Origin of the sequence: Bradyrhizobium sp. LA2.1 (assembly GCF_040547725.1) — a bacterium.
Classification (GTDB): domain Bacteria; phylum Pseudomonadota; class Alphaproteobacteria; order Rhizobiales; family Xanthobacteraceae; genus Bradyrhizobium; species Bradyrhizobium barranii.
Genome location: NZ_JBEPQI010000011.1, coordinates 103,894 through 127,760 on the forward strand (window position 1 = coordinate 103,894; position 23,867 = coordinate 127,760).

Genomic DNA, 23,867 nt, shown 5'->3' on the forward strand with positions numbered 1-23,867 from the left:
GACCTCAGAGCCCGCCGGGCGGGTGGCAACGCCCGAACCTGTCCGTTCCTTCCGCCGCCGCCACAACGAGACCTGATCAACGGAGTGATCGCATGAGCGTCGTTTCCGCGATCTTCGGGACTGCCGAACGCGTGCCGCTGCCGGACGTCGTGATCCGCGCCGCGATCCAGCGCCTGTGCTCGCGCACGGCGACGCGCATGTCCGCGCTGGGCGCGGCCGACGATGCCGCCTTCGCCGGGCGGATGATCCTGCGGCCGATCGCCGGGGACGCGGATGCCATCAACGCCGGGCACGACGAGGTGCCCGCGGCATTCTTTGCGGAGGTGCTCGGCCCCAACCGCAAATCCTCGTCCTGCTTCTACAAGTCCGATGCGAGCACCCTGCAGGAGGCGGAGGAGGAGGCGCTGCGCCAGACCGTCGAGCACGCCGGTCTCGCCGATGGCCAGACCATCCTCGAGCTCGGCTGCGGCTGGGGCTCGCTGTCGCTGTGGATGGCGCGGCGGTTCCCGCATGCGAAGGTGACGGCGGTGTCGAACTCGCAGGCCCAGCGCGCCTATGTCGAGGAGCAGGCGCGGCTGCGCGGGCTGTTGAACCTGCGCGTGGTCGCCGCGGACATGAACGTGTTCGCGCCCGATGGGCAGTTCGACCGCATCGTCTCGGTCGAGATGTTCGAGCAGATGATGAACTGGCGCAAGCTGATGACGCGCGTGCGATCCTGGCTCGCGCCTGACGGGCGCTTCTTCATGCACATCGTCACCCATCGTTCCGGCTCTCATCTGTTCGACCGCGCCAATCGCGAGGACTGGATCGCGCAGCATGTCTTCATGGATGGATTGATGCCGAGCCATCACCTCGTCAGGCAATTCGGCGACGTCTTCAGGATCGAGAAGGAATGGTGCTGGAGCGGTACGCACTATCAGCGCACCGCGAACGACTGGCTCGCCAATTTCGATGCGCATCGCGACACGATCGAAGCGTCCCTGCGCAGCGTCCATGGCGAGGAGACCGCCTTGTGGATGCGACGCTGGCGCTGGTTCTTCCTCGCGACATCAGGGCTGTTCGGCTACGCCGATGGCAGCGAATGGGGTGTCAGCCACTACCGGATGAAGGCGGGTTAGGGCGCGCATTCCCGAAAGAACTTGTTAAGCGTCTTTCGTTGCGCAAACGGCACACGCCGCGTGTATCTTCGGAGCAGCACGTTTCGATTGTTGTCTGATCGTTTCTGCTCGCCTAGCGTTGTGGTTGTACTTCGTGGACCACACGACAAGAAAATCCGCATCCTCGAACGGTGTGGACGCAATTGGAATAGTGCATGCGCGAATGCATCGGGGCTGCTGCGACGATCCGACGACAATCAGATGACATGCTTCGCAGGAGTCCGAATCGGACACGGCATTGTTCCCCCGGCACGTCCCGGACGCGAATGCTTCGCTTGCTGCTGGCGAGCCTGTTGGTTGTGGCGCTGTCGGCGCTGTCCACACGATCAGCCTCGGCCCAGGCCAATTGGACCGGCTTGGCCAGCAACGATTGGATGGCCGGCGGCAACTGGACGACCGCGGCCCCTCCCGTCCCAGGTCAAACCGTCAACATCGGTATCCTGGGTGCGCCGCCGCAACGGGAGACGATCCTCGGCGTCGGCGGCCCGTTCAGCGTTTCGGTGGGGACAATGTCCGTTGGCAACAGCGGTGCAACGGCCGGCAATCTGACGATCCAGAACGGCAGCACGCTGACGAGTACCGGCTCATCGCGGCTCGGAATTTCGGCCGGAAGCACCGGAATCGTGACGGTTACCGGAGCAGGGTCGCAATGGAGCATCCCCGCTGGAAGTTTTTTTGTCGGCTTTCTAGGCGCGGGCACGCTCAACATCCAAAACGGCGGACGGGTCGTCACAGGAGCCGGCACGGTCCTGGGTAACGGCGCCTCATCATCCGGCACGCTCAACATCGGTGGCGGCGGCATGCTGGAAACTCAATCCTTGCGGGGCGGAGCCGGCGCGACCCAGGCCAATTTCGACAATGGCAGCCTGCGCGCGACGGCCACCAACGCGTCCTTCATCAACGGATTTTCGGGCACCAAGCTCAACATCCTCGCGGGCGGGCTGACGATCGACACCGGCGTGTTCACGGTCGGCACCGATGCCACCTCCGCCTTCACGGGCGCCGGCGGACTGACCAAGATCGGCAGCGGCACCCTGAACCTCGCCGCCAGCAGCCTCTATGCCGGCCAGACCGTGATCCAGGCCGGCATCCTTGCGCTCACCGGTGCGGGCGCCATCAGCAATTCGAGCCGCGTCGTCACCAACGGGACGTTCGATATTTCCGGCATCACCGCCGGCGGCACCAGCATTCAGAGCCTCGCCGGCAGCGGCGGCGTCAGCCTCGGCGCGAAGAATCTGACGATCACCAACGCGAACGACACGTTCGCCGGCGTGATCGGCGGCACGGGCGGCCTGACAGTGAGCGGCGGTGCGCAGGCGCTGACCGGCGCCAATAGCTACAACGGGGCGACAAACGTGAGCGGCGGTACGCTGCGCGCGGGAGCCGCGAACACGTTCAGCGCAGCGTCGGCCTTCAACGTGGCCGCCGGCGGCACACTCGACCTCGCCGGCTTCAATCAAACGCTCACCTCGCTCGGCAATGCCGGCACAGTGACCCTCGGCGGCGCGCCGGGAACGACGCTGACCGTGGTCGGCAATTACGTGGGCAATGGCGGCACGGTTCAGCTCAACACCCGGCTCGGCGGCGACGGCTCGCCGACCGACCTGTTGCGGGTGCAGGGCAGCACGTCGGGCTCGTCGTCGCTGCGCATCACCAATGTCGGCGGCGCCGGCGCGCAGACCGCCGAAGGCATCAAGGTGATAGACGTGGCCGGTGCGTCCAACGGCAGTTTTTCGCTTCTGGGCAGCTATGTCCTTCACGGCGAGCAGGCGGTGGTCGGCGGCGCCTATGCCTATACGTTGCAGAAGAACGGCATCGCCACTCCCGGCGACGGCGATTGGTATCTGCGCTCGAGCCTGATCAATCCGCCGGTCTCGGTACCTCCCGGTCCGCTCTATCAGCCGGGCGTTCCGCTGTACGAGAACTATGCGCAGGTGCTGCTCGGCATGAACGATCTGCCGACGCTGCAGCAGCGCGTCGGCAACCGCTATTGGGGCGGCAGCGACGCCATGGCGCGCGTCGGAGCCGCGCCGGCGACTGCTGCGGCTTCGCCTGCGCCCACAGCGTTCTGGGGCCGCATCGAAGGTGGCCATTCCGACTTGCAGCCCTCCAACACCACCGGCTCGACCTACAAGGCCGATCATTTCAAAGTGCAGACGGGACTCGATGGCCTCGTGCTGGAGAACGAGCGGGGCCGGCTGATCGTCGGCCTCACCGCGCAATATGGCCTGACGACCGCCAATGTCGCGTCGTTCTTCGGCAATGGCCGTATCCGCGTCGAAGGGTCGGGCGTCGGCAGCACGCTGACCTGGTATAGCGACAACGGCTTCTATGTCGACGGTCAGGCGCAGTCGATGTTCTACCGCAGCGATCTGTCGTCCGTGCTGGCTGATACCCTGACCCACGGCAATGAAGGGTTCGGCTTTGCCTTCAGCGCCGAAACCGGCAAGCGGATCGGCATAGGCAATGGTTGGTCACTGACGCCGCAGGCGCAGCTCTCCTATTCGAAGGTCGCCTTCGACAGCTTTGCCGATCGTTTCGGCGCGCCGGTGGCGTTGCGCGACGGTGACAGCCTGCTCGGCCGCGCCGGCCTTGCCCTCAACCATCAGAGGATTTGGAACGATGCCACGGGCATCGTGCGATCCGATGTCTACGGCATTGCCAATCTGCGTTACGAGTTCCTCAACGGCACCAATGTCGATGTCGCAGGCATCGGTTTTGCCAGTGCGCAGGATCGGCTGTGGGGCAGCATCGGCGGCGGCGGCACCTACAGCTGGGCCAACGGGCGCTACGCCGTCTTCGGCGATGTCTCCTACAATGCGAGCCTCAACAACAGCTCGGACAACCGCAATTACAAGGGCACCGGCGGCTTCCGCCTCACGTGGTGAATCCAGCGCTTTGCACCGGCCCTATGCCGGGCCGAAAGACGGTCGTCTTTCAGGTTCGTAACGTTTCGTTGCGATCTTCTGTCGCAGCTCGCGGTGATGGAACCCGACTCACAATCCGGTGAGTCCCGAAAAGCGCCCTGAACTCAGCATGATAGGTCATGTGGCATTGAGCCGCCCGCGCAATGCGTTGCGTCGCAGCAAGTACGTTCTATTTTGACGTCATCAGCCGCATGGAATCGCCCAGAACGGGTTCGCGCGGAGCGTGATTTCAGTTTCAACAGCATCGGGGCACTTAACTTCATGTCAGGACTTCGCGCGCGATCGGCATGCGTTGCAATCATGCTCGCGGCCTTTACGCCGCTGCTCGCGGGCTGCGACGAATCCGTCTCTGCGGTGTCCGCTGCCCAGCCCGCCGATCCTGACGTCAGCATCGTCATCGTCAAGCCGCAGCCGCGCGCCGTGGTGCGCGAGCTGCCGGGCCGCATCGCGCCGACGCGCGTCTCCGACGTGCGGCCGCGCATCTCCGGCATCGTGGTCGAGCGCCTGTTCCGTCAGGGCAGCGAGGTGAAGGCGGGCGATGCGCTCTATCGCATCGATCCGCGTCCGTTCGAGGTCGAGGTGATGGCCACCGAGGCGGCCGTCGCCAAGGCCGAGGCCGGGTTGATGCAGGCCAGGCAGCAGGCGCACCGCGTCGCCACCCTCACCAAGGATCGCGCTGCCCCGGAAGCCGAGAACGAGAAGGCGATCGCGGCCGAGCGTCAGGCCCATGCCGAGGTCGAAGGCCGCAAGGCCGAACTCGCGCGCGCAAAACTCAATCTCGACTATGCCACCGTGCGCGCGCCGATCGACGGCGTCGTTGGTGCGGCGCTGGTCAGCGAGGGTGCGCTCGCGGTGCAGAACGAGACCAACCTCGCCAGCATCCAGCAGCTCGATCCGATCTATGCCGACTTCACCCAGTCGGTGACCGAGCTCAACCAGCTCCGCCGCGCCTTCGAGAGCGGCGACCTCGAGCGCATCGCCGCCGATGCCGCCAAGGTGCGCCTCGTGCTCGACGACAACACCCTTTATTCGCTCGACGGCAAGCTGCTGTTCTCGGATGCCAAGGTCGATGCCCATACCGGCCAGGTGACCTTGCGCGGCGAGTTCCGCAATCCCAAGCGCGAGCTGCTGCCGGGCATGTATGTCCGCGTCCGCATCGACCAGGGTCTCGACAGCGACGCGATCGCGGTGCCGCAGCAGGCGATCCAGCGCAATGGCGGCGGCGGCAGCGAGGTGTTCGTCGTCAAGGACGACAACCACATCGCCGTGCAGCCGGTGCGCACGGGGTCGGTGCAGGACGGACTCTGGTTCGTGACCGAGGGCCTGAAGGCCGGCGACAAGGTCGTGGTCGAAGGCTTCCAGAAGTTCGCGGCCGGCGACAAGGTGAAGCCGCAATCCTGGTCGGAAGCGGACGCCACCGCGGACAATCGGCACGCCCAGAAGCTGACGCGGTAACGCGCCATGGCGAGTTTCTTCATCGACAGGCCGATCTTCGCCTGGGTGGTCGCGCTGTTCATCTGCTTGATCGGCGCGATCGCGGTCCCGCTGCTGCCGATCGCGCAATATCCGATCATCGCGCCGCCCTCGATCTCGATTTCGACCAGCTATCCCGGCGCCTCGCCCGAAAACCTCTACAACAGCGTCACGCGGCTGATCGAGGAGGAGCTCAACGGCGCCTCCGGCATCCTCAATTTCGAATCGACCAGCGACTCGCTCGGCCAGGTCGAGATCATCGCCAATTTCCAGCCGGGCACCGATACCAGCGCCGCCTCCGTCGAGGTGCAGAACCGCATCAAGCGCGTCGAAGCGCGGCTGCCGCGCGCGGTGATCCAGCAGGGCATCCTGATCGAGGAAGCCTCGAGCGCCGTGCTCCAGATCATCACGCTGAACTCGACCGACGGCAGCCTTGACGAAGTCGGCCTCGGCGACTTCATGATCCGCAACGTGCTCGGCGAGATCCGCCGCATCCCCGGCGTCGGCCGCGCCACGCTCTATTCGACCGAACGCAGCTTGCGCGTCTGGGTCGATCCGGCAAAGCTGGTCGGCTACGGGCTGACCGCCGACGACGTCAACAAGGCGATCGCCGCGCAGAACGCACAGGTCGCTTCGGGCAGCATCGGCGCCGAGCCGTCGACCTCGAGCCAGCGCACCTCCTCGCTGGTGCTGGTCAAGGGCCAGCTCTCGTCGCCGGACGAATTCGGTTCCATCATCCTGCGCGCCAATGCCGACGGTTCGACCGTGCGGTTGCGCGACGTCGCACGCATCGAGGTCGGCGGCCTCAGCTACCAGTTCAACACGCGCCTGAACGGCAAGCCGACCGCGGGCCTCTCCGTGCTGATGTCGCCGACCGGCAACGCCCTGGCGACCGCGAGCGCGGTCGAGGAGAAGATGAAGGAGCTGTCGCGCTTCTTCCCGGCCAACATTTCCTACGAGATCCCCTACAACATCACGCCCGTGGTCGAGGCCTCGATCAAGAAGGTGCTGACCACGCTGGTCGAGGCCGTGGTGCTGGTGTTCGTGGTGATGTTCCTGTTCCTGCAGAACATCCGCTACACCATCATCCCGACCATCGTGGTGCCCGTGGCGCTCTTGGGCGCGTGCACCACGCTGCTGCTCGCCGGCTATTCCATCAACATGCTCTCGATGTTCGGCATGGTGCTCGCGGTCGGCATCCTCGTCGACGACGCCATCGTCGTGGTCGAGAACGTCGAGCGCATCATGTCCGAGGAAGGCCTGCCGCCGAAGGAAGCGACGCGGAAGGCGATGGCGCAGATATCGGGCGCCATCATCGGCATCACGCTGGTGCTGATGGCGGTGTTCGTGCCGATGGCGTTCTTCCCCGGCTCGGTCGGCATCATCTACCGCCAGTTCTCGGTCACCATGGTCGCCGCCATCGGCTTCTCCGCCTTCCTTGCGCTGTCGCTGACGCCGGCGCTGTGCGCGACGATTCTGAAGCCCGTCGCGGCCGGCCACGGCCATGCGAAGCGGGGCGTGTTCGGCTGGTTCAACCGCATGCTCGAAGGCGGCAAGGAGGGCTATTCCCGCACCGTCGGCTTCTCGCTGAAGCGGACCGGCCGCCTGATGCTGGTCTATGTCGCGCTGCTTGTTGGTCTCTCCTGGGCCTTCGTCAGCCTGCCCGGCGGCTTCCTGCCGATCGACGACCAGGGCTTCGTCACCACCGACGTGCAGACGCCGTCGGATTCGTCGTATCCCCGCACCGAGGCCGTCATCGAGAAGGTCGAGAAATATCTCGCCGAGCGGCCGGGTGTGAAGGATGTCACCTTCCTCACCGGCTTCAGCTTCTCCGGCCAGGGCATGAACACCGCGCAGGCCTTCATCACGCTGAAGGACTGGTCGGAGCGCGGGCCGAAGGACTCCGCCGCCGCGATCGTCAACGACATCAACCGCGATCTGGGGGTGTCGATCCGCGATGCAAAGATTTCTGCGCTCCAGCCGCCGCCGATCGACAATCTCGGCAACTCCTCGGGCTTCTCGTTCCGCCTCCAGGACCGCGGCCAGAAAGGCTATCCGGCATTGATGCGCGCTGCCGACCAGCTGATCGCGGAGGCCAATGCCAGCTCCGTGCTGCAGAAGGTCTATATCGAGGGCCTGCCCGAGGCCGGCGTGGTCAATCTCGTGATCGACCGCGAGAAGGCCGGCGCCTTCGGCGTCACCTTCGAGGACATCAACAACACGATCTCGACCAATCTCGGCTCGAACTACATCAACGACTTCCCGAACCGCGGCCGCATGCAGCGCGTCGTGGTGCAGGCCGATGCGCGCGACCGCATGCGGACCGAGGACATCCTCAACTACAACGTCAAGAACAGCCGTGGCCAGCTTGTGCCGTTCTCCTCTTTCGCCACGGTCGAATGGGCGCGCGGCCCGACGCAGATCGCGGGCTTCAATTATTATCCCGCAGTGCGCATCTCCGGCGAGGCGAAACCCGGCTTCACCTCGGGCGACGCGATCGCCGAGATGGAGCGGCTTGCCGGCAAATTGCCGCGCGGCTTCGGCTATGAATGGACCGGACAGTCGCTCCAGGAAAAACTGTCGGGCTCGCAGGCGCCGTTCCTGCTGGCGCTGTCGGTGTTCGTGGTGTTCCTGTGTCTTGCCGCGCTCTACGAGAGCTGGACCATTCCGCTCGCGGTGCTGCTCACGGTGCCGCTCGGCATCGTCGGCGCCGTGGCCGCGGCGATGCTGCGCGGCCTGCCCAACGACGTCTATTTCACCGTCGGCCTGATCACCATCATCGGGCTTGCCGCAAAGGACGCGATCCTGATCATCGAGTTCGCCAAGGACCTGCGCAAGGAAGGCAAGCCGCTAGTAGAAGCCACCATCGAGGCCTGTCGCCTGCGCTTCCGGCCGATCCTGATGACCGGCCTTGCCTTCATCTGCGGCGTGCTGCCGATGGCGATCGCGCATGGCGCCGGCGGCGCCAGCCAGCAAGCGCTCGGCAGCATCGTGATGGGCGGCATGATCGCGGTGGTGATCCTGGCGCTGCTGATGGTGCCGGTGTTCTTCGTCTCGGTGCAGCGCGTGCTGGCAGGGGACAGGGAGCCAAAGGCGGCGCAGGACGGCGAGACGTATGGGCCGCCCGCGCCGGTCAAGCCATAAGGCGAGCTGTCATGCCCCGCGCAGGCGGGGCATCCAGTACGCCGCGGCCCTTCCGGATCCAACAAACGTCTCTGGAATACTGGATCACCCGCTCCGGTGCGCAAGTGCGCACAAGGCGGGTGATGACGGCGGAGGCGGAGTGTGAAGCGTAGGGTTCGCCCTAAGCCTACTTCCGCAAAATCTTCACCAGCTCCCCGTGCACGAACTCGTTGCCGCACACGACATGCCCGGTGACCAGCGCGTCCCCCGGCGTTGCGATGTCGCTCACCGTGCCGCCTGCCTCGCGCACCATGATCATGCCGGCGGCGATGTCCCAGGATTGCAGGTTGCGCTCCCAGTAGCCGTCGAGGCGGCCGGCGGCGACGAAGGCGAGGTCGAGCGAGGCGGCGCCGAAACGGCGCAGGCCGGCGACGCGGTCCTGGATCGCGGTCATCTCGCGGCGGAATTCCTCGTGGTCGCCGCGGCCGATATGGGGCAGGCCGCAGGCCACCACGCATTCGTTGAGCTGGCGGCGGCCGGCGACGCGCAGGCGCTGGTCGTTGAGGAAGGCGCCCTTGCCGCGCTCGGCGATGTAGAGCTCGTCATTGGCGGGGTTGTAGATCACGCCCGCAATGATCGTGCCCTCGCGCACGAGGCCGATCGAGATCGCGAATTGCGGGATGCCGTGCAGGAAGTTGGTGGTGCCGTCGAGCGGGTCGACGATCCAGGTGTGGCTCTTGTCGCTGCCTTCGCGGGTGCCGCCTTCCTCGCCGATGAAGCCGTAGCCGGGGCGGGCCTTGGCGAGGTCCTGGTAGAGGATCTCCTCGGCGCGCTTGTCGGCGAGCGAGACGAAATTGGCCGGCCCCTTCAGCGAGACCTGGAGATGCTCGATCTCGCCGAGGTCGCGCTTGAGGCTGCGGCCGGCGCGGCGCGCGGCCTTGACCATGACGTTGATAGTGGCGGAATACAGCATGTGCCCTGGTCTTGATCGGGGGAAATGGCGCGAAACCGCGCCTGTTTGAAGGATGGGGTGCCCTGCGAGGGCCTTTGCGTCAAGTCATTTGGTCCCGAGCCATTTTCTGGCGGCGGCCTCGGCCTTGCCCCGGTCCTCGGCCGGCAGGTCGGACAATTGCTTGTCGAGCTCCGGATCGCCCTTGCCGGAGGTTTTCGCCACCAGGTGCCATTTAAAGCCCTCGACCTTGTCCACGGACGTGCCCATGCCGTTGATCAGCACCCAGGCCAGGCGGTTCTGCGCGATCGCGCTGCCCTGGCGGGAGGCCTTGCGGAGCAACGCGACGGCGGCCGGCTGGTTCTTCACCGTGCCGGTGCCGTTGAACATGGCGATGGCATATTCGACCTCGGCATCGACATTGTCCGCCAGTGAAGCCGCCTGGAGCAGCCGCACCGCGCGTTCCGGGTCCTTCGGCACGCCGGTGCCTTCCTTGTAGAAGGTCGCCAGCGCGTATTGCGCCTCTGGCAGGCCGGCATCGGCGGCCTGACGCAGCAGCTCGGCGGACCGCTTGACGTCCTGCGGCAGGGTCTGGCCGTCGAGGTAAAGCAGCGCGAGGTTATAGGCCGCCTTGGGCTCGCCGAGCTTGGCGGCGGACGCCATCAGCTTCACCGCCTCGCTTTTGTCGACCGAGCCGCCGCGGCCGGAAATTCGCAGCATGGCGAGCGCGAACATCGCCTCGCGGTCGCCGGCATCGGAGGCGCGCTTGTACCATTCCAGAGCCTTGGCGTAGTCGCGGCGGATGCCCATGGCGTTGGAATAGAGCTCGCCGAGCATGGTCATCGCCTTGGGATCGCCTGCTTGTGCGCGGGCGGTGGCGAGATCGAACGCCGTCTTGTACTGGCCGCGCTGATAGGCGCCGAACACCAGATCGACATTGGGATTGTCGGTTGCCGGTGCGGGGATCACGGTTGCGGGCAGCGCCGGCTTGGGCGAGGCCGAAGGTTTTGGCGCCGGCGCGGCCTCCTTCTTCTTGGCGGCGGGAGGCGGCTTGGGCTTCTGTTTCTCAGGCACAGCGCTCGGCGTGGCCACCGGCGGCGTGATCTGGAGCTGCGCGGCCGCGGGCGCCGTCAGCAGCAGCGTGGCCAGGATGGTGATGCGCGGGAGCTTCATGTCGGGCGCTAGCCGTGCTCCTGACCCGCAAGCGCAGCCGCATGGGCCTTCTTGATCTCAGCGTCGACCTCGATCAGCGCGGCCTTGGGACCGCGCGGATCGGACCAGACGAAATCGCCGACCAGCACGAAATCGGCGCCGCTGGCGGCGAAGTCGTGCGCCTCTTCGAGCGAGGTGGCAAAGCCGACGCAGGGCGGCTCGAACAGCTCGGCCCACCAGTCCAGCCGCTCGGCGATCGCCTGGGACGACGGGCGTTGGCCCTTTGCATCAGGTTCGCCGAACAGCACGTAGTCCGCGCCTATCTCGCCCGCATCCATGGAATGGTGCCGCGTCGTCAGCCCGCCGACGCCGGCGATGCGATCGGGCCTGAGCGATGGCAGCGCCTCTTTCAGCGCGGCGATGCCGGGGAGGTGCGCGCCGTCGGCACCGCCACGTGCGACCAGTTCGGCATGACCTTCAACGAGCAGCGCGGCGCCCGCCTTCTGGACCGGCGGGGCCAGCGCCTTGATGCGCGTGATCATGGTGCGCTGGTCGGTCTCCTTCAGCCGCAGCAGCACGGCCGCGACGTCGGCGGCAGCGAGCAGGCCCGGCAGCTCGGCGACGAACGCAGCGGGATCATCGATGGCAGGCGTCGCGAGATAGAGACGCGGCGCCGGGCGCGGCGGAGGCGATTTGTTCGACAAGATCTAGGCTGCTTTCTTTTCCAGGCTGCTTTGCCATTCGCCCTTGGACGCCAGACCATTCATCCGGGCGCGATGGCTGAATGCACTTTGGCCGGCTGCGACATTCTCGGCCTTGCCGGACCAGGCCTTCTGCGGCGCGGCCTGCAGCGCGCGGCCGTAGGAGAAGGTCAGGCCCCAGGGCAGCGGCCCGAGCTTGTGCATGGCGTTGAGATGCGCAGTCGCCTCTTCGTCCGACTGGCCGCCGGAGAGGAAGGCGATGCCGGGCACGGCCGCGGGCACGCAGGCCCTCAGCAGCCGAATCGTCTTCTCCGCGACTTCCTCGACGGGAGCCTGCTTCGCGCACTTCTTGCCCGAGATCGCCATGTTCGGCTTCAGCACCATCCCTTCGAGCGCAACGCGCTGCACGCGTAATTCCTGGAAGGTCTTGTTGAGCACGCGGGTCGTCACTTCATAGCAGCGGTCGATGTCGTGATCGCCGTCCATCAGCACCTCCGGCTCGACGATCGGCACGATCTGCGCGGCCTGGCACAGTGCCGCGTAGCGGGCGAGCGCATGGGCGTTGACGCCGATCGCGGTCATCGAGGGAATGCCGCTGCCGATATCGATCACCGCGCGCCATTTGGCGAAGCGCGCCCCGCGCTCGTAATATTTCTTCAGGCGTTCTGCGAGCTTGTCGAGCCCGACGGTGACGAGCTCGCCCGGGCACATCGGCAGGGCTTGCGTGCCCTCGTCGACCTTGATGCCGGGAATGGCGCCGCTCTGCTCGATCAGCTTGACCAGCGGCGTGCCGTCCTTCGCATCCTGCCAGATCGTCTCGTCATAGAGGATCACGCCGGAGATGTACTGGCTCATGGCCTCCCTGGAGCGGAACAGCATCTCGCGATAGTCGCGGCGGTTGCCTTCCGTCGATTCCACCCCGATCGCGTCAAAGCGCTTCTTGATGGTGCCGGAGGATTCGTCGGCGGCAAGGATGCCCTTGCCGGGCGCGACCATGGCGGCCGCGATCCTGTTGAGCTCAGTCAGATTCATCGAGAGGTCCTCCCAAAACGATTCTGCCCTTGCCTGTGAAAATAGACCGTTCTCGGGCAATTGCCGAGTTAACGTTCGTCGCAGGGTAAAGGGGGCCCCTCTGTCATTCCGGGATGCGCCGAAAGGCGCAGGCCCGGAATCCATAACCCCAGGCTGTGGTTATGGATTCTCAGATGCGCAATTGCGCATCATAGCCCACGCTTCGCGTGTCCCGGAATGACGGGAGGATGTGGCTGAAGGCCTTACGCCACCTTCGGATCCAGCTCGCCCTTGGCGTAGCGCTTGGCCATCTCGGCGGGGGTCAGGACCTTCTTGAACTTGGAGGCCTGGCCTGCGGTATTGAACTCCTGGAGCCGCTGCTTGCACAGCTTGGTCATGGCTTCCATCGCCGGCTTCAGGTACTTGCGCGGGTCGAACTCTTCCGGGTGCTCCTTGAACACCTTGCGGATCTGGCCGGTCATGGCCATGCGGTTGTCGGTGTCGATGTTGATCTTGCGCACGCCGTTCTTGATGCCGCGCTGGATCTCGGCCACCGGCACGCCCCAGGTCGGCTTCATCTTGCCGCCGAACTCGTTGATGATGTCCTGGAGGTCCTGCGGCACCGACGAGGAGCCGTGCATCACCAGATGCGTGTTCGGCAGCTTGCGGTGGATCTCCTCGATCACCTTCATGGCGAGGATGTCGCCGTCGGGCTTGCGGGTGAATTTGTAGGCGCCATGCGAGGTGCCCATCGCGATCGCGAGCGCGTCCACCTTGGTCTCCTGGACGAATTTTACGGCCTCGTCCGGATTGGTCAGGAGCTGGTCGTGGCTCAGCTTGCCTTCGGCGCCGTGGCCGTCTTCCTTGTCGCCCATGCCTGTTTCGAGCGAGCCGAGCACGCCGAGCTCACCCTCGACCGAGATGCCGCCGAGATGGGCCATGTCGGTCACGGTCTTGGTGACGCCGACATTGTAGGTCCAGTCGGCCGGGCTCTTGCCGTCGGCCTTGAGCGAGCCGTCCATCATGACGGAGGTGAAGCCGGCCTGGATCGCGGTCATGCAGGTCGCAGCCTCGTTGCCGTGGTCGAGATGCACGCAGACCGGGATGTGTGGATAGATCTCGGTGACCGCGTCCATCATGTGCTTGAGCATGATGTCGTTGGCGTAGGAGCGCGCACCGCGCGAGGCCTGGATGATGACGGGCGCGTCGACCGTGTTGGCCGCGTCCATGATCGCCAGCGCCTGCTCCATGTTGTTGATGTTGAAGGCCGGTACGCCGTAATCGTTCTCCGCTGCATGGTCGAGCAATTGACGTAACGTGATCCGAGCCATCTGTCTTTTTCTCCGGTTTGGGCCTGCAAGGCCGACTTAAAAGGCCGACTGATTACTTGGTGCGCAGAACTTCGACGCCGGGAAGGGGCTTGCCTTCCATCCATTCAAGAAATGCGCCACCGGCGGTCGAGACATAGGTGAATTGCCCGGCCACATGGGCCTGGTTGAGGGCCGCAACGGTGTCGCCGCCGCCCGCGATCGAGATCAGCTTCTTCGCCTTGGTGCGCTCGGCCGCATGCTTGGCGGCGGCCATTGTGCCGCGGTCGAACGGCTGCATCTCGAAGGCGCCGAGCGGTCCGTTCCAGACCAGCGTGGCGGCGTCGTCGATGGCGGCATGGACGCGCGCGATCGACTGCGGGCCGACGTCGAGGATCATGCCGTCGGCCGGGATCGCATCGAGCCCGTAGGCATGCGAGGGCGCGTTCGCCGCGAAATGATAGGCGACGGTGGCGTCGACCGGCAGGATGATCGCGCAATTGGCGGCTTCCGCCTTCTCCATGATGCGGATCGCCGTCGCGGCGAGATCCTTCTCGGCCAGCGACTTGCCGATCCCAACGCCCTGGGCGTGCAGGAAGGTGTTGGCCATGCCGCCGCCGATCACGAGCGCGTCGACCTTGGTCACGAGGTTTTCGAGCAGATCGATCTTGGTCGAGACCTTGGCGCCGCCGATGATCGCGATGACGGGCTTGGTCGGCGAACCCAGCGCCTTCTCCAGCGCGACGAGCTCGGCCTGCATGGTGCGGCCGGCATAGGCCGGCAGCTTGTGGCCGAGGCCTTCGGTCGTGGCATGGGCGCGGTGCGCGGCCGAGAAGGCGTCATTGACCCAGATGTCGCCGAGTTTCGCCAATTCCGCGACGAAGGCGGGATCGTTCTTTTCCTCTTCCTTGTGGAAGCGGGTATTTTCCAGGCACAGGATGTCGCCATCCTTCAACGCCGCTACGGCCGTGGCCGCGGGCTCGCCGACGCAGTCGTCGGCGAAGGCGACGGGCCTGTTCACGACCTTCGACAGCGCTTCGGCAACCGGCTTGAGCGACTCCTTGGGGTCGCGTCCCTTCGGCCGGCCGAAATGCGCGAGCAGGATGACCTTGCCGCCCTTGTCCGAGATTTCGGTGATGGTCGGCGCAACGCGCTCGAGCCGGGTCGCGTCGCTGACGCGCCCGTTGTCCATGGGCACGTTGAGATCGACGCGCAGCAGCACGCGCTTGCCCTTCACATCGACGTCGTCGAGGGTGCGGAATTTGTTGGTCATCGGACACTCTCTCGTCCCGGGCGCATAGCGGCGCGGAGTGCCGCCGTGCAGAACCGGGACCTACGCTGGAGGGACATGGGTCCCGGATCTGCGACGCAGCGTTTCACGCTGCATCGCGTCCGGGACACGAGAGCGGAGTTAGATCACCTTCGCGAACGCGACGGCGGTGTCCGCCATGCGGTTCGAGAAGCCCCACTCGTTGTCGTACCAGGACATCACACGCACCAGCGTGCCGTTCTGCACCTTGGTCTGGTCCTCGTGGAAGGTCGAGGAGTGCGGATCGTGGTTGAAGTCGATCGAGACGTTCGGCTGATTGGTATAGCCGAGAATGCCCTTGAGCTGCTGCTCGGAGGCACGCTTCATCGCCGCGTTGATTTCCCTGGCGTCGGTGGCGCGCTTGGCGACGATCTTGAGGTCGATGACCGAGACGTTCGGGGACGGCACGCGGATCGAGACGCCGTCGAGCTTGCCCTTGAGTTCCGGGAGCACGAGGCCGATTGCCTTCGCCGCGCCGGTCGAGGTCGGGATCATCGACATCGCCGCCGCACGGCCGCGGTAGAGATCCTTGTGTAGCGTGTCCAGCGTCGGCTGGTCGCCGGTGTAGGCGTGGATCGTGGTCATGAAGCCGGTCTCGATGCCGACCAGGTCGTTCAGCACCTTGGCGACCGGCGCGAGGCAGTTCGTCGTGCAGGAGCCGTTGGAGACGACCAGGTGATCCTTGGTCAGCGTGTCGTGGTTGACGCCGTAGACGATGGTGGCGTCGGCGCCGTCGGCGGGCGCGGAGACCAGCACGCGCTTGGCGCCGGCGGTGAGATGCGCGGACGCCTTGTCCTTCGCGGTGAAGATGCCGGTGCATTCCATCGCGATGTCGATGCCGAGATCCTTCCAGGGCAGTTTCGAGGGATCGCGCTCGGCGGTCACCTTGATCTTGCCGCCGCCGAGGTTGATGGAGTCGCCATCGACGGTCACGGTGCCGGGGAAGCGGCCATGGACGCTGTCGAAGCGAAGGAGATGCGCGTTGGTCTCGACCGGGCCGAGGTCGTTGATGCCGACGACCTCGATGTCCTTGCGGCCGGACTCGGCAATAGCCCGCAGGATGTTGCGGCCGATGCGGCCAAAACCGTTAATTCCGACGCGGACTGCCATGTTTCATCTCCTTATGACCGTTCAATGACGTGTTCGATAACCCCAATCATCCCGCACAACGCGCTTAGCGCGCCTGCGAGGGTTTTTTAGGGCGGACGCCCGGTTCGGCCGGGCGATGCTTGATCATATGAGAGACTACGTAGTCCTTTTTTTTGGCAAGCTCAACTCTCAGCTAACGCGCTTCAGCACAGCGTTAACCGCAGCCTCGGCGGTAATGCCGAAATGCTTGTAAAGATCCTTCGCCGGCGCGCTCGCGCCGAACGAATGCATGCCGATAAAATCGCCATCCTGGCCGATCACCGCATCCCAGCCCCAGCGCACTGCGGCCTCGATCGCGACCTTCACCGGCGCGTTGCCGATGATCTCGGCACGCTTGGCTTCTGGTTGCGCTAACAAAAGCTCGAGCGAGGGCACCGAGACCACCCGTGACGCGATGCCGCGCTCGGCGAGCTGCTTCTGGGCGGCGACCGCGATCTCGACCTCTGAGCCGGAAGCGAACAGCGTTGCCTTGGCTTCGCCCTGGGCGGCGACCAGCTCGTAGGCGCCGGCCGCGCAGGGAATGTCGTTCGGCGCATTGGTGCGGAGCTGCGGCAGGTTCTGCCGCGTCAGCGCCAGCACGGTCGGGCCGTCGATACGATTGAGCGCAAGCTCCCAGCACTCGGCGACCTCGATGGAGTCGGCGGGGCGGAACACACGCATGTTCGGAATGGCGCGAAGTGCGGCGAGATGCTCGACCGGCTGGTGGGTCGGGCCGTCTTCGCCAAGGCCGATGGAGTCGTGCGTCATCACGTAGACGACGCCGGCGCCCATCAACGCGGCAAGGCGCATCGCGGGACGCGCATAGTCGGTGAACACCAGGAAGGTCGCGCCGTTCGGCGCGAAGCCGCCATGCAGGAAGATGCCGTTCATTGCAGCCGCCATGCCGTGCTCGCGGATGCCGTAATGGATGAAGCGGCCTTTTGGCGTCTTGGCCGAGAAAGCTGTGGCCGACTTCGCCTTGTTGTTGTTGGAGCCGGTGAGGTCGGCCGAGCCGGCGAGGAATTCCATCGGCATCGCGCCGGCGATGACTTCGATCACCGCTTCCGAGGATTTGCGGGTCGCCGCAGTCATCGGCTTTTCCAGCAGCTCCTTCTTGTACGCGCGCACGGCCTTCGCGAGCGAGGCCGGACGCTCGTGGCGCAGACGGCGCTCGAACTCCGCGCGCTTGCGGCTGCCGAGCTCGCCGAGCCGTCCTTCCCAGTCCTGTCGTGCCGCCGCGCCGCGGCTGCCGGCTGCGCGCCAGGCCTTCAGCACGTCATCCGGCACCGAGAACGGCTCGAGCGAGATGCCGAGATTTTCCTTGGCGGCCTTGAGCTCGTCGGCGCCGAGCGCCTCGCCATGCGCCTTCGCGGTGCCGGCCTTGTGCGGCGCGCCGAAGCCGATGGTGGTGCGGCAGGCGATCAGCGTCGGCTTGTTGGATTTTTGCGCGCGGGTGATCGCTGCGGCGATAGCGGCCTGGTCATGGCCGTCGATCTTTTCGGCGGCCCAGCCCGCGGACTTGAAGCGCTTCACCTGGTCGACGGAATCGGAGATCGAGGTCGGCCCGTCGATCGAGATGCCGTTGTCGTCGTAGAGCACGATCAGCTTGCCGAGCTTCCAGTGCCCGGCCATCGCGATCGCTTCCTGCGACACGCCTTCCATCAGGTCGCCGTCGGAGGCGAGCACGTAGGTGTGGTGGTCGACGATCTTCTTGCCGAACTCGGCGGCGAGCATCTTCTCGGCGAGCGCCATGCCGACCGCGGTCGAGATGCCCTGGCCGAGCGGACCAGTGGTGGTCTCGATGCCCTTGGTGTGGAAGTTCTCGGGATGGCCCGGGGTCAAGCCGCCGAGCTGGCGGAACTGCTTGAGCTGATCCAGCGTCATGTCGGCATTGCCGGTCAGATACAGCAGCGAATAGAGCAGCATCGAACCGTGGCCGGCCGAGAGCACGAAGCGGTCGCGGTCGGGCCAGTCGGTGACTGCGGCGTCGAATTTCAGGAATTGCGTGAACAGCACCGTGGCGACGTCGGCGGCGCCCATCGGCAAGCCGGGATGGCCCGATTTCGCCTTCTCGACAGCGTCCATCGAGAGGCCACGGATCGCGTTGGCCATGCGGTTGTGGTCGACTTGCGTCATGTCTGAAATCCGTCTGAAATGAGGCGCTTGGCAGTGGTGCGGGCCGCGTGGGGGGAGCCTGGCGGCCACGGAAGGTTGGGCTGGGATAGCACCTCGGTTCCGGGAGTCCAAGGCAATCAAACGTCGGTTTGGCCGTAAAAGTTGCTTAGCAGTGCATAGTTTCGCGGCGACGTTGCGCTCCGCTAGCTTGCCACGTAAATTTCTGCTTCTAACCGTTTGCCGAACCGAGTCTTTTGCCGGACGGCAAGCCCCACGGGCAAGGCCACAGGTTCCGCCGCTGACTGCATGAACGATCGCGTTTCCAACAGCTCTGCCATGACGGAGTCCTCGGCCGTCGAGATCGAGATCGCGACCCGCAGACTCATGGCGGCGCTCGACGCGCTCGAAAGCGCGGTGGAGCGGCGGCGCGATGCCGATCGCGACGAGAACGAGCTCGCGGCGCGAATCCAGGCACTGGGCGCGGATCGCTCGCGGCTTGCCGATGAGCTCGACGGCGCGCTGGTGAAGGCGCGCAAGCTCGAGCGCACCAATCGCGAAATCTCCGATCGGCTGGATTCCGCAATCGTCACGATACGCTCGGTGCTCGATACCGGAGAGGACGGATGAGCCACATCAACGTCACCATCAACGGCCGGCAATACCGCATGGCCTGCGAGGAGGGCCAGGAGGTGCGGCTGCTCAAGCTCGCCGAAAGCCTGGAGACGCGAATTCAGTCGCTGCGCGGAAAATTCGGCGAGATCGGTGATGCCAGGCTCACCGTGATGGCGGCGCTGACCGTCTGCGACGAGCTGGTCGACGTCGGCAACCGCGTCCGCACCATGGAGCAGGAGCTGACTGAGCTCAGGGATTTCCGCAATGCCGCCGTCGAGCGCGCCCGGATGACCCAGACCGCCGCGGTGAATGCACTCAACGCCGCCGCCGAGCGCATCGAGAAGTCGACCCAGGTCCTGAACCGGACGGTGGGCAACGGGATCGCGATCGGCTGATTTTGGGCGGACCGCCCGTTGGGCTGGCGGTTCGTCAGTATCGTTGTTACATTGCGCGGGCGAGGCTGCGACGTGCGTCAGGAGCCATATATCCCCGGGGCCTTATCGATCCTTTAGGGAACTGTCCCTGGCCGGGCCCGTGGGCTCGGACATATGGTGCCCACCTACTTTCGTAGGGAACTCCGGGATCGAGTGCTTCAACGGCGTTCGCGGCTTCGCACTTTTTTGCTTGGTTTGTGCTTGTCGAAACGACTGCGGCCAGCTCGGTAGATGTCATGCTCCGGTTTGCCCGGCGCATTCAGTACGCCGCGGCCTTTGTGTGAATCACCACCGCCTCTGGAATACTGGATCACCCGCCCCAGTGCGCAAGGGCGCACAAGGTGGGTGATGACGTGGGGGACCAAAGCGCATGTCCAATTCGAAAGCCGAACTCCGTGCCAAAGCCCTCGCGGCGCGCGATGCGCTGAGCGAGAAGAAGCGCATCGCCGCCGCCGCAAAGCTCGCCAAGCGCGGGCTGCCGTTCCCGCTCCTGCCCGGCAGCATCGTCTCCGGCTATTCCCCGATCCGCAGCGAGATCGATCCGCTGCCGCTGATGAAGGCGCTCGCCGAGGCGGGCGCAAAGCTCGCGCTGCCCTGCGTCACCGCCCGCGGCCAGTCGCTGATCTTCCGCATCTTCCATCCGAATGACCGCCTGATGCTTGGCCCGCTCGGCATTCCCGAGCCGTCGCCAGCTGCGGCCGAAGTCATCCCCGACATCATGCTGACGCCGCTCGCGGCCTTCGACCGTCTCGGCCATCGCATCGGCTATGGCGCGGGGCACTACGACCACACCTTCGCGCATCTGCGCAAGACCAAGCAGATCGTCGGCATCGGGCTTGCTTTTGCTGCCCAGGAGATCAAGGCGGTTCCGGCACTATCGCACGACGTCGCGCTGGATTATGTGCTAACGGAATCGGACGTGTTCGATTTCCGGAGTTCTGAAGTTGCGCATTCTCTTCGTGGGTGATGTCGTCGGCCGTAGCGGCCGCAACGCCATCGCCGAATATCTGCCCGGCATGGTCAAGGACTGGTCGCTCGATTTCGTCGTCGTCAACGGCGAGAATTCCGCCGGTGGCTTCGGCATCACGGAAGCGATCTATCAGGAGTTTCTCGATGCCGGGGCCGACGCGGTGACGCTCGGCAATCACTCCTGGGACCAGCGTGAAGCCCTGGTGTTCATCGAGCGCGCCGAACGCCTGGTGCGGCCGACGAACTACCCGCGCGGCACGCCCGGCCGCGGCGCCGCGCTGGTGGAGACCAAGAACGGCAAGCATGCGCTCGTCGTCAACGCGCTCGGCCGGGTCTTCATGACCCCGTTCGACGATCCCTTTGCCGCGCTCGAGCGTGAGCTTGGTGCCTGTCCGCTCGGCGTTGCCGCCGACGCCATCGTCGTCGACTTCCATTGCGAGGCGACCAGCGAGAAGCAGGGCATCGGCTTCTTCTGCGACGGCCGCGCCAGCCTCGTCGTCGGCACCCACACCCATGTGCCGACCGCCGACCACCAGATCCTGTCGGGCGGCACCGCCTACATGACCGACGCCGGCATGACCGGCGATTACGATTCCATCATCGGCATGCAGAAGGAAGAACCGCTGCGGCGCTTCACGTCGGGGATTCCCTCCGGCCGGTTCGAGCCGGCGGCTGGCGTCGCGACGCTGAGCGGCGTTGCGGTCGAGACGGATGACGCGACCGGCCTCGCGCTAAAGATTGCGCCGGTGCGCGTCGGCGGCCGGCTGGAGCCGGCGACGCCGAAATTCTGGTTGAGCTGAAGTCTCGCGGTATTGGCCACCCTCCCCTGGAGGGGGAGGGTGGCTACGCATGAAGCGAAGCGGAATGCGTAGCGGGGTGGGGTGACGGTCCCTCCGCGACGAACAGTGCCCGCGTGGAGAGATCACCCCACCCCGCTCGCGCTTCGCGCGATCGACCCTCCCCCTCCAGGGGAGGGTAAGAGCAGCGTCGCTCATTTCGACGCGCCTCACGCCGCCGCGCGAACGGCCTGCCAGAGCTCAAGCACGTCCGCACGCGCGATGCCGCGTGTGATGAACACGATGCGCGAGCGGCGATCGCTGTCGGGCCAGCCACTAAGCGCGACCGGCGGATGGAAGACGTGATGCACGCCATGGATCACGATCGGCGCCGGTTCGTCACGGAGATTGAGAATCCCCTTCACCCGCAGCAGATCCTGACCGCGCGCGTTGCGTAAATGCGCAAGCCAGTGCGTCACGGCCATCCAGTCGAGCGGCTCGTCGAACGCCAGCATGAAGCTCGCGATCGACGCATCGTGATCATGATGGCCATGATCATGGTGCGCGTGATGATCGTGATGCGCATGGCCGGCGTGCGCATGTGGTTCCGCGAAGGCCCGCTCGTTGAGCCAGCGGTCAACGTCTATCCTTTTCAGCTCGGGATCGATCAGGCCGGCGCCGAATAGCTGCGCGGGATCGATCTCGCCGTGACTGACGCTTTCGATTCTGGCGCCGGGATTGAGCCGCCGCAGACGCAGCTCAAGCGCCGCGATGTCCTCGACCAGGTCGCTCTTGGTGATCAACAGCCGGTCGGCCAACGCGACCTGTTTCACCGCCTCATACTGCCGGTCTAGCTGATGCGGCGCGTTGACCGCATCGACCGTGGTCACGACCGTGTCGAGCCGCAGGAAGTGCGAGACGAGCGGATTGTTGAGCAGGAGCTGCACGATCGGCGCGGGGTCGGCGAGCCCGGTGGTCTCGACCAGGATACGGCGGAACGGCGGAATCTCGCCGCGGTCCCGCTTCACCAGAAGGTCTCGCAGCGTCTGCTCCAGGTCGCTGCGGATGGTGCAGCAGATGCATCCGCTCGCAAGCACGGCGACTTCGCCGTCGACGCGTTCGACCAGGAGATGGTCGAGGCTGACTTCGCCGTACTCGTTGATGATGACGGCGCTGTCTTTCATGCCGTCGTGGCGCAGCAAGCGATTGAGCAGCGTGGTCTTGCCGCTGCCGAGAAAGCCGGTGATCAGCGAGACCGGAAGTCGCTGCGCGGATTTATCGCTTTCGAACAGGCCCATGGGAAGCTCTCGCGTCGGCCGTCTTATTTTTGTCGCTGGACAACAGCGTAGCGGAGGAGGAGGCTAGCGGAAACAATTTTAGAGTCAGACATTGTTCTGACCACAACCTGGGAGGGTGGAATGTCTAACGAGATCAATAACGTAGATCAAGACGGCGGCGGCTCCACGACGGATCGCCGGACCCTGCTCCGCACCGCGGGCATCGCCGGCGTTGCTGGAGCCGCGCTCGCCGGCTCGATGCATGGCAAGTTCGCGCTTGCACCGATCAGTGAGGCCCAGGCGCAGACTGCAACCTCCATGCCCAAGGGCACCGACAAGCCCTGGTGGCCATCGAAATGGGGTAAGGATGACGAGTCCGGCGCATCCAACCACATCACCCCGGCGAAGGTCCTCGACGCGGCGAAATGGATCAAGGACGGCAAGATCTACAAGATCGGCCGCGTCTACGAAGCCGCCATGCCGCTGTTTGGTGCGCGTATATTCGCACTGCGCATTCCCGGCAGCCCGACCGGCGGCCCGTTCGGTGACAATAAGATGGTCTATCACGACGAATTCCTGGCCACCGAGATCGGCCAGACCGGTACGCAGTTCGACGGCCTCGGCCATATTGGAGTCCAGCTCGGCAAGGACGGCGACAAGAGCGAGATGCGATTCTACAATGGCTTCACAGCTGCAGAAATTAGCGACGCATACGGGCTCAAGAAGCTTGGCATCGAGAAGCTTAAGCCGATCTTCACCCGCGCGCATCTGCTCGACATGGTCGCGCTCAAGGGCGGCATGATGGATGCGGGGCAGGAGATCACCTCGGCTGACATCAAGGCGGCGCTGGCGAAGCAGAACATCCCCGAGAGCGACATCAAGCCTGGCGACGCGATCATGTTCCACACCGGCTGGGGCTCGCTGTGGATGAAGAACAATGATCGCTTCAACAGCGGCGAGCCGGGCATCGGCCTCGATGCTGCGAAGTGGGTGGTCGAAAAGGATCTTGCGCTGACCGGCGCCGACACCTGGGCGGTCGAGGTGGTACCCAATCCCGACAAGTCGCTCGCTTTCGTGGTCCACGCCGAGCTGCAGACCAAGCACGGCATCCACAACCACGAGAATCTGATCTTCGACGATCTGATCGCCGAGAAGAAGTATCAGTTCGTCTATTCCTTCACCCCGGCGCCCATCAAGGGCGCGACGGGAAGCAACGGATGTCCGATCGCGATTACGTGAGGGGGAAGATCGGCGCGGGCGGGTGAAGCGTCCGCGCCGATGTTATGGTTGAGCTGAAAGCGGCGCCACATCCTCGGTGTCGTCCCCGCCTAGTGCGCAATTGCGCACGGGGGCGGGGACCCATAACCCCAGGGAGTAGTGTGGGGCACAGCTCCCACACAGAATCTTCGCCAAATCCCGCCCTGTGGGTATGGGTCCCGGATCTGCG

18 protein-coding genes and 1 other RNA gene are annotated in these 23,867 nt (G+C 65.2%); 10 read left to right on the forward strand and 9 right to left on the reverse strand.

Annotation, left to right across the window (positions count from 1 at the left end):
- The first annotated feature begins 92 nt into the window (after nucleotides 1-92).
- From ABIB95_RS22365 to ABIB95_RS22380, 4 genes are all read left to right on the forward strand, one after another.
- Nucleotides 93-1,118 (forward strand): SAM-dependent methyltransferase, encoded by a 1,026-nt coding sequence (locus ABIB95_RS22365; RefSeq protein ID WP_354242207.1) that lies wholly within the window; start codon nucleotides 93-95, stop codon nucleotides 1,116-1,118.
- Nucleotides 1,119-1,423: 305 nt separating this feature from the next.
- A complete protein-coding gene (locus tag ABIB95_RS22370; protein ID WP_354242210.1) occupies nucleotides 1,424-4,045 on the forward strand; it encodes an autotransporter family protein in 2,622 nt (873 codons plus the stop codon).
- Nucleotides 4,046-4,345: 300 nt separating this feature from the next.
- A complete protein-coding gene (locus ABIB95_RS22375; protein WP_354242212.1) occupies nucleotides 4,346-5,539 on the forward strand; it encodes an efflux RND transporter periplasmic adaptor subunit in 1,194 nt (397 codons plus the stop codon).
- Nucleotides 5,540-5,545: 6 nt separating this feature from the next.
- Nucleotides 5,546-8,701: a multidrug efflux RND transporter permease subunit gene (locus ABIB95_RS22380; RefSeq protein ID WP_354242215.1), complete on the forward strand. Its 3,156-nt coding sequence runs from the start codon at nucleotides 5,546-5,548 to the stop codon at nucleotides 8,699-8,701.
- Nucleotides 8,702-8,867: 166 nt separating this feature from the next.
- Here ABIB95_RS22380 and ABIB95_RS22385 read toward each other — a convergent pair whose 3' ends face one another.
- From ABIB95_RS22385 to tkt, 8 genes are all read right to left on the reverse strand, one after another.
- Nucleotides 8,868-9,653 carry an inositol monophosphatase family protein gene (locus tag ABIB95_RS22385; protein WP_028150910.1) on the reverse strand — a complete coding sequence of 262 codons (786 nt, stop codon included), beginning with the start codon at nucleotides 9,651-9,653 and terminating at the stop codon, nucleotides 8,868-8,870.
- A gap of 84 nt (nucleotides 9,654-9,737) precedes the next feature.
- Nucleotides 9,738-10,802: a tetratricopeptide repeat protein gene (locus ABIB95_RS22390; protein ID WP_354242218.1), complete on the reverse strand. Its 1,065-nt coding sequence runs from the start codon at nucleotides 10,800-10,802 to the stop codon at nucleotides 9,738-9,740.
- Nucleotides 10,803-10,810: 8 nt separating this feature from the next.
- On the reverse strand, nucleotides 10,811-11,485 hold the full coding sequence (locus tag ABIB95_RS22395) for a thiamine phosphate synthase (protein ID WP_166345108.1): 675 nt from the start codon (nucleotides 11,483-11,485) through the stop codon (nucleotides 10,811-10,813).
- A gap of 3 nt (nucleotides 11,486-11,488) precedes the next feature.
- Nucleotides 11,489-12,514: a class I fructose-bisphosphate aldolase gene (locus ABIB95_RS22400; RefSeq protein ID WP_354242222.1), complete on the reverse strand. Its 1,026-nt coding sequence runs from the start codon at nucleotides 12,512-12,514 to the stop codon at nucleotides 11,489-11,491.
- A 242-nt stretch (nucleotides 12,515-12,756) separates the two neighbouring features.
- On the reverse strand, nucleotides 12,757-13,824 hold the full coding sequence (gene fba, locus ABIB95_RS22405) for a class II fructose-bisphosphate aldolase (RefSeq protein WP_071916654.1): 1,068 nt from the start codon (nucleotides 13,822-13,824) through the stop codon (nucleotides 12,757-12,759).
- A gap of 52 nt (nucleotides 13,825-13,876) precedes the next feature.
- Entirely contained in the window at nucleotides 13,877-15,073 is a 1,197-nt protein-coding gene (locus tag ABIB95_RS22410; protein WP_259259113.1) for a phosphoglycerate kinase, read from the reverse strand.
- A gap of 138 nt (nucleotides 15,074-15,211) precedes the next feature.
- Nucleotides 15,212-16,219, reverse strand: a complete 1,008-nt coding sequence (gene gap, locus ABIB95_RS22415) for a type I glyceraldehyde-3-phosphate dehydrogenase (protein ID WP_354242226.1) — start codon at nucleotides 16,217-16,219, stop codon at nucleotides 15,212-15,214.
- A gap of 168 nt (nucleotides 16,220-16,387) precedes the next feature.
- Nucleotides 16,388-18,373 (reverse strand): transketolase, encoded by a 1,986-nt coding sequence (tkt, locus tag ABIB95_RS22420; RefSeq protein ID WP_354242229.1) that lies wholly within the window; start codon nucleotides 18,371-18,373, stop codon nucleotides 16,388-16,390.
- 285 nt (nucleotides 18,374-18,658) lie between these two features.
- Between tkt and ABIB95_RS22425 the strand changes: the two genes are divergently transcribed.
- The 5 genes from ABIB95_RS22425 (at nucleotide 18,659) to ABIB95_RS22445 (ending at nucleotide 21,167) form a co-directional block, all read left to right on the forward strand.
- Complete coding sequence (locus ABIB95_RS22425) at nucleotides 18,659-18,979, forward strand: DUF4164 domain-containing protein (protein WP_020608063.1); 321 nt, start codon at nucleotides 18,659-18,661, stop codon at nucleotides 18,977-18,979.
- Complete coding sequence (locus tag ABIB95_RS22430; protein ID WP_354242232.1) at nucleotides 18,976-19,359, forward strand: cell division protein ZapA; 384 nt, start codon at nucleotides 18,976-18,978, stop codon at nucleotides 19,357-19,359. Before ABIB95_RS22425 ends, ABIB95_RS22430 begins: the two co-directional genes overlap by 4 nt.
- Before the next feature lie 59 nt (nucleotides 19,360-19,418).
- A non-coding RNA gene (gene ssrS / locus ABIB95_RS22435) (6S RNA) lies at nucleotides 19,419-19,579 on the forward strand.
- Nucleotides 19,580-19,768: 189 nt separating this feature from the next.
- The gene (locus ABIB95_RS22440; protein WP_354242235.1) at nucleotides 19,769-20,365 is read left to right on the forward strand and encodes a 5-formyltetrahydrofolate cyclo-ligase; all 597 of its coding nucleotides are present in this window, start codon (nucleotides 19,769-19,771) and stop codon (nucleotides 20,363-20,365) included.
- A complete protein-coding gene (locus tag ABIB95_RS22445) occupies nucleotides 20,343-21,167 on the forward strand; it encodes a TIGR00282 family metallophosphoesterase (protein ID WP_028150900.1) in 825 nt (274 codons plus the stop codon). Before ABIB95_RS22440 ends, ABIB95_RS22445 begins: the two co-directional genes overlap by 23 nt.
- 206 nt (nucleotides 21,168-21,373) lie before the next feature.
- On the opposite strand, the gene ABIB95_RS22450 is transcribed toward ABIB95_RS22445, so the two are convergent.
- A complete protein-coding gene (locus tag ABIB95_RS22450) occupies nucleotides 21,374-22,441 on the reverse strand; it encodes a CobW family GTP-binding protein (RefSeq protein ID WP_354242238.1) in 1,068 nt (355 codons plus the stop codon).
- Between the two features lie 120 nt (nucleotides 22,442-22,561).
- On the opposite strand from ABIB95_RS22450, the gene ABIB95_RS22455 reads away from it, so the two are divergent.
- Nucleotides 22,562-23,659 carry a cyclase family protein gene (locus ABIB95_RS22455; protein WP_063981030.1) on the forward strand — a complete coding sequence of 366 codons (1,098 nt, stop codon included), beginning with the start codon at nucleotides 22,562-22,564 and terminating at the stop codon, nucleotides 23,657-23,659.
- Nucleotides 23,660-23,867: the final 208 nt, after the last annotated feature.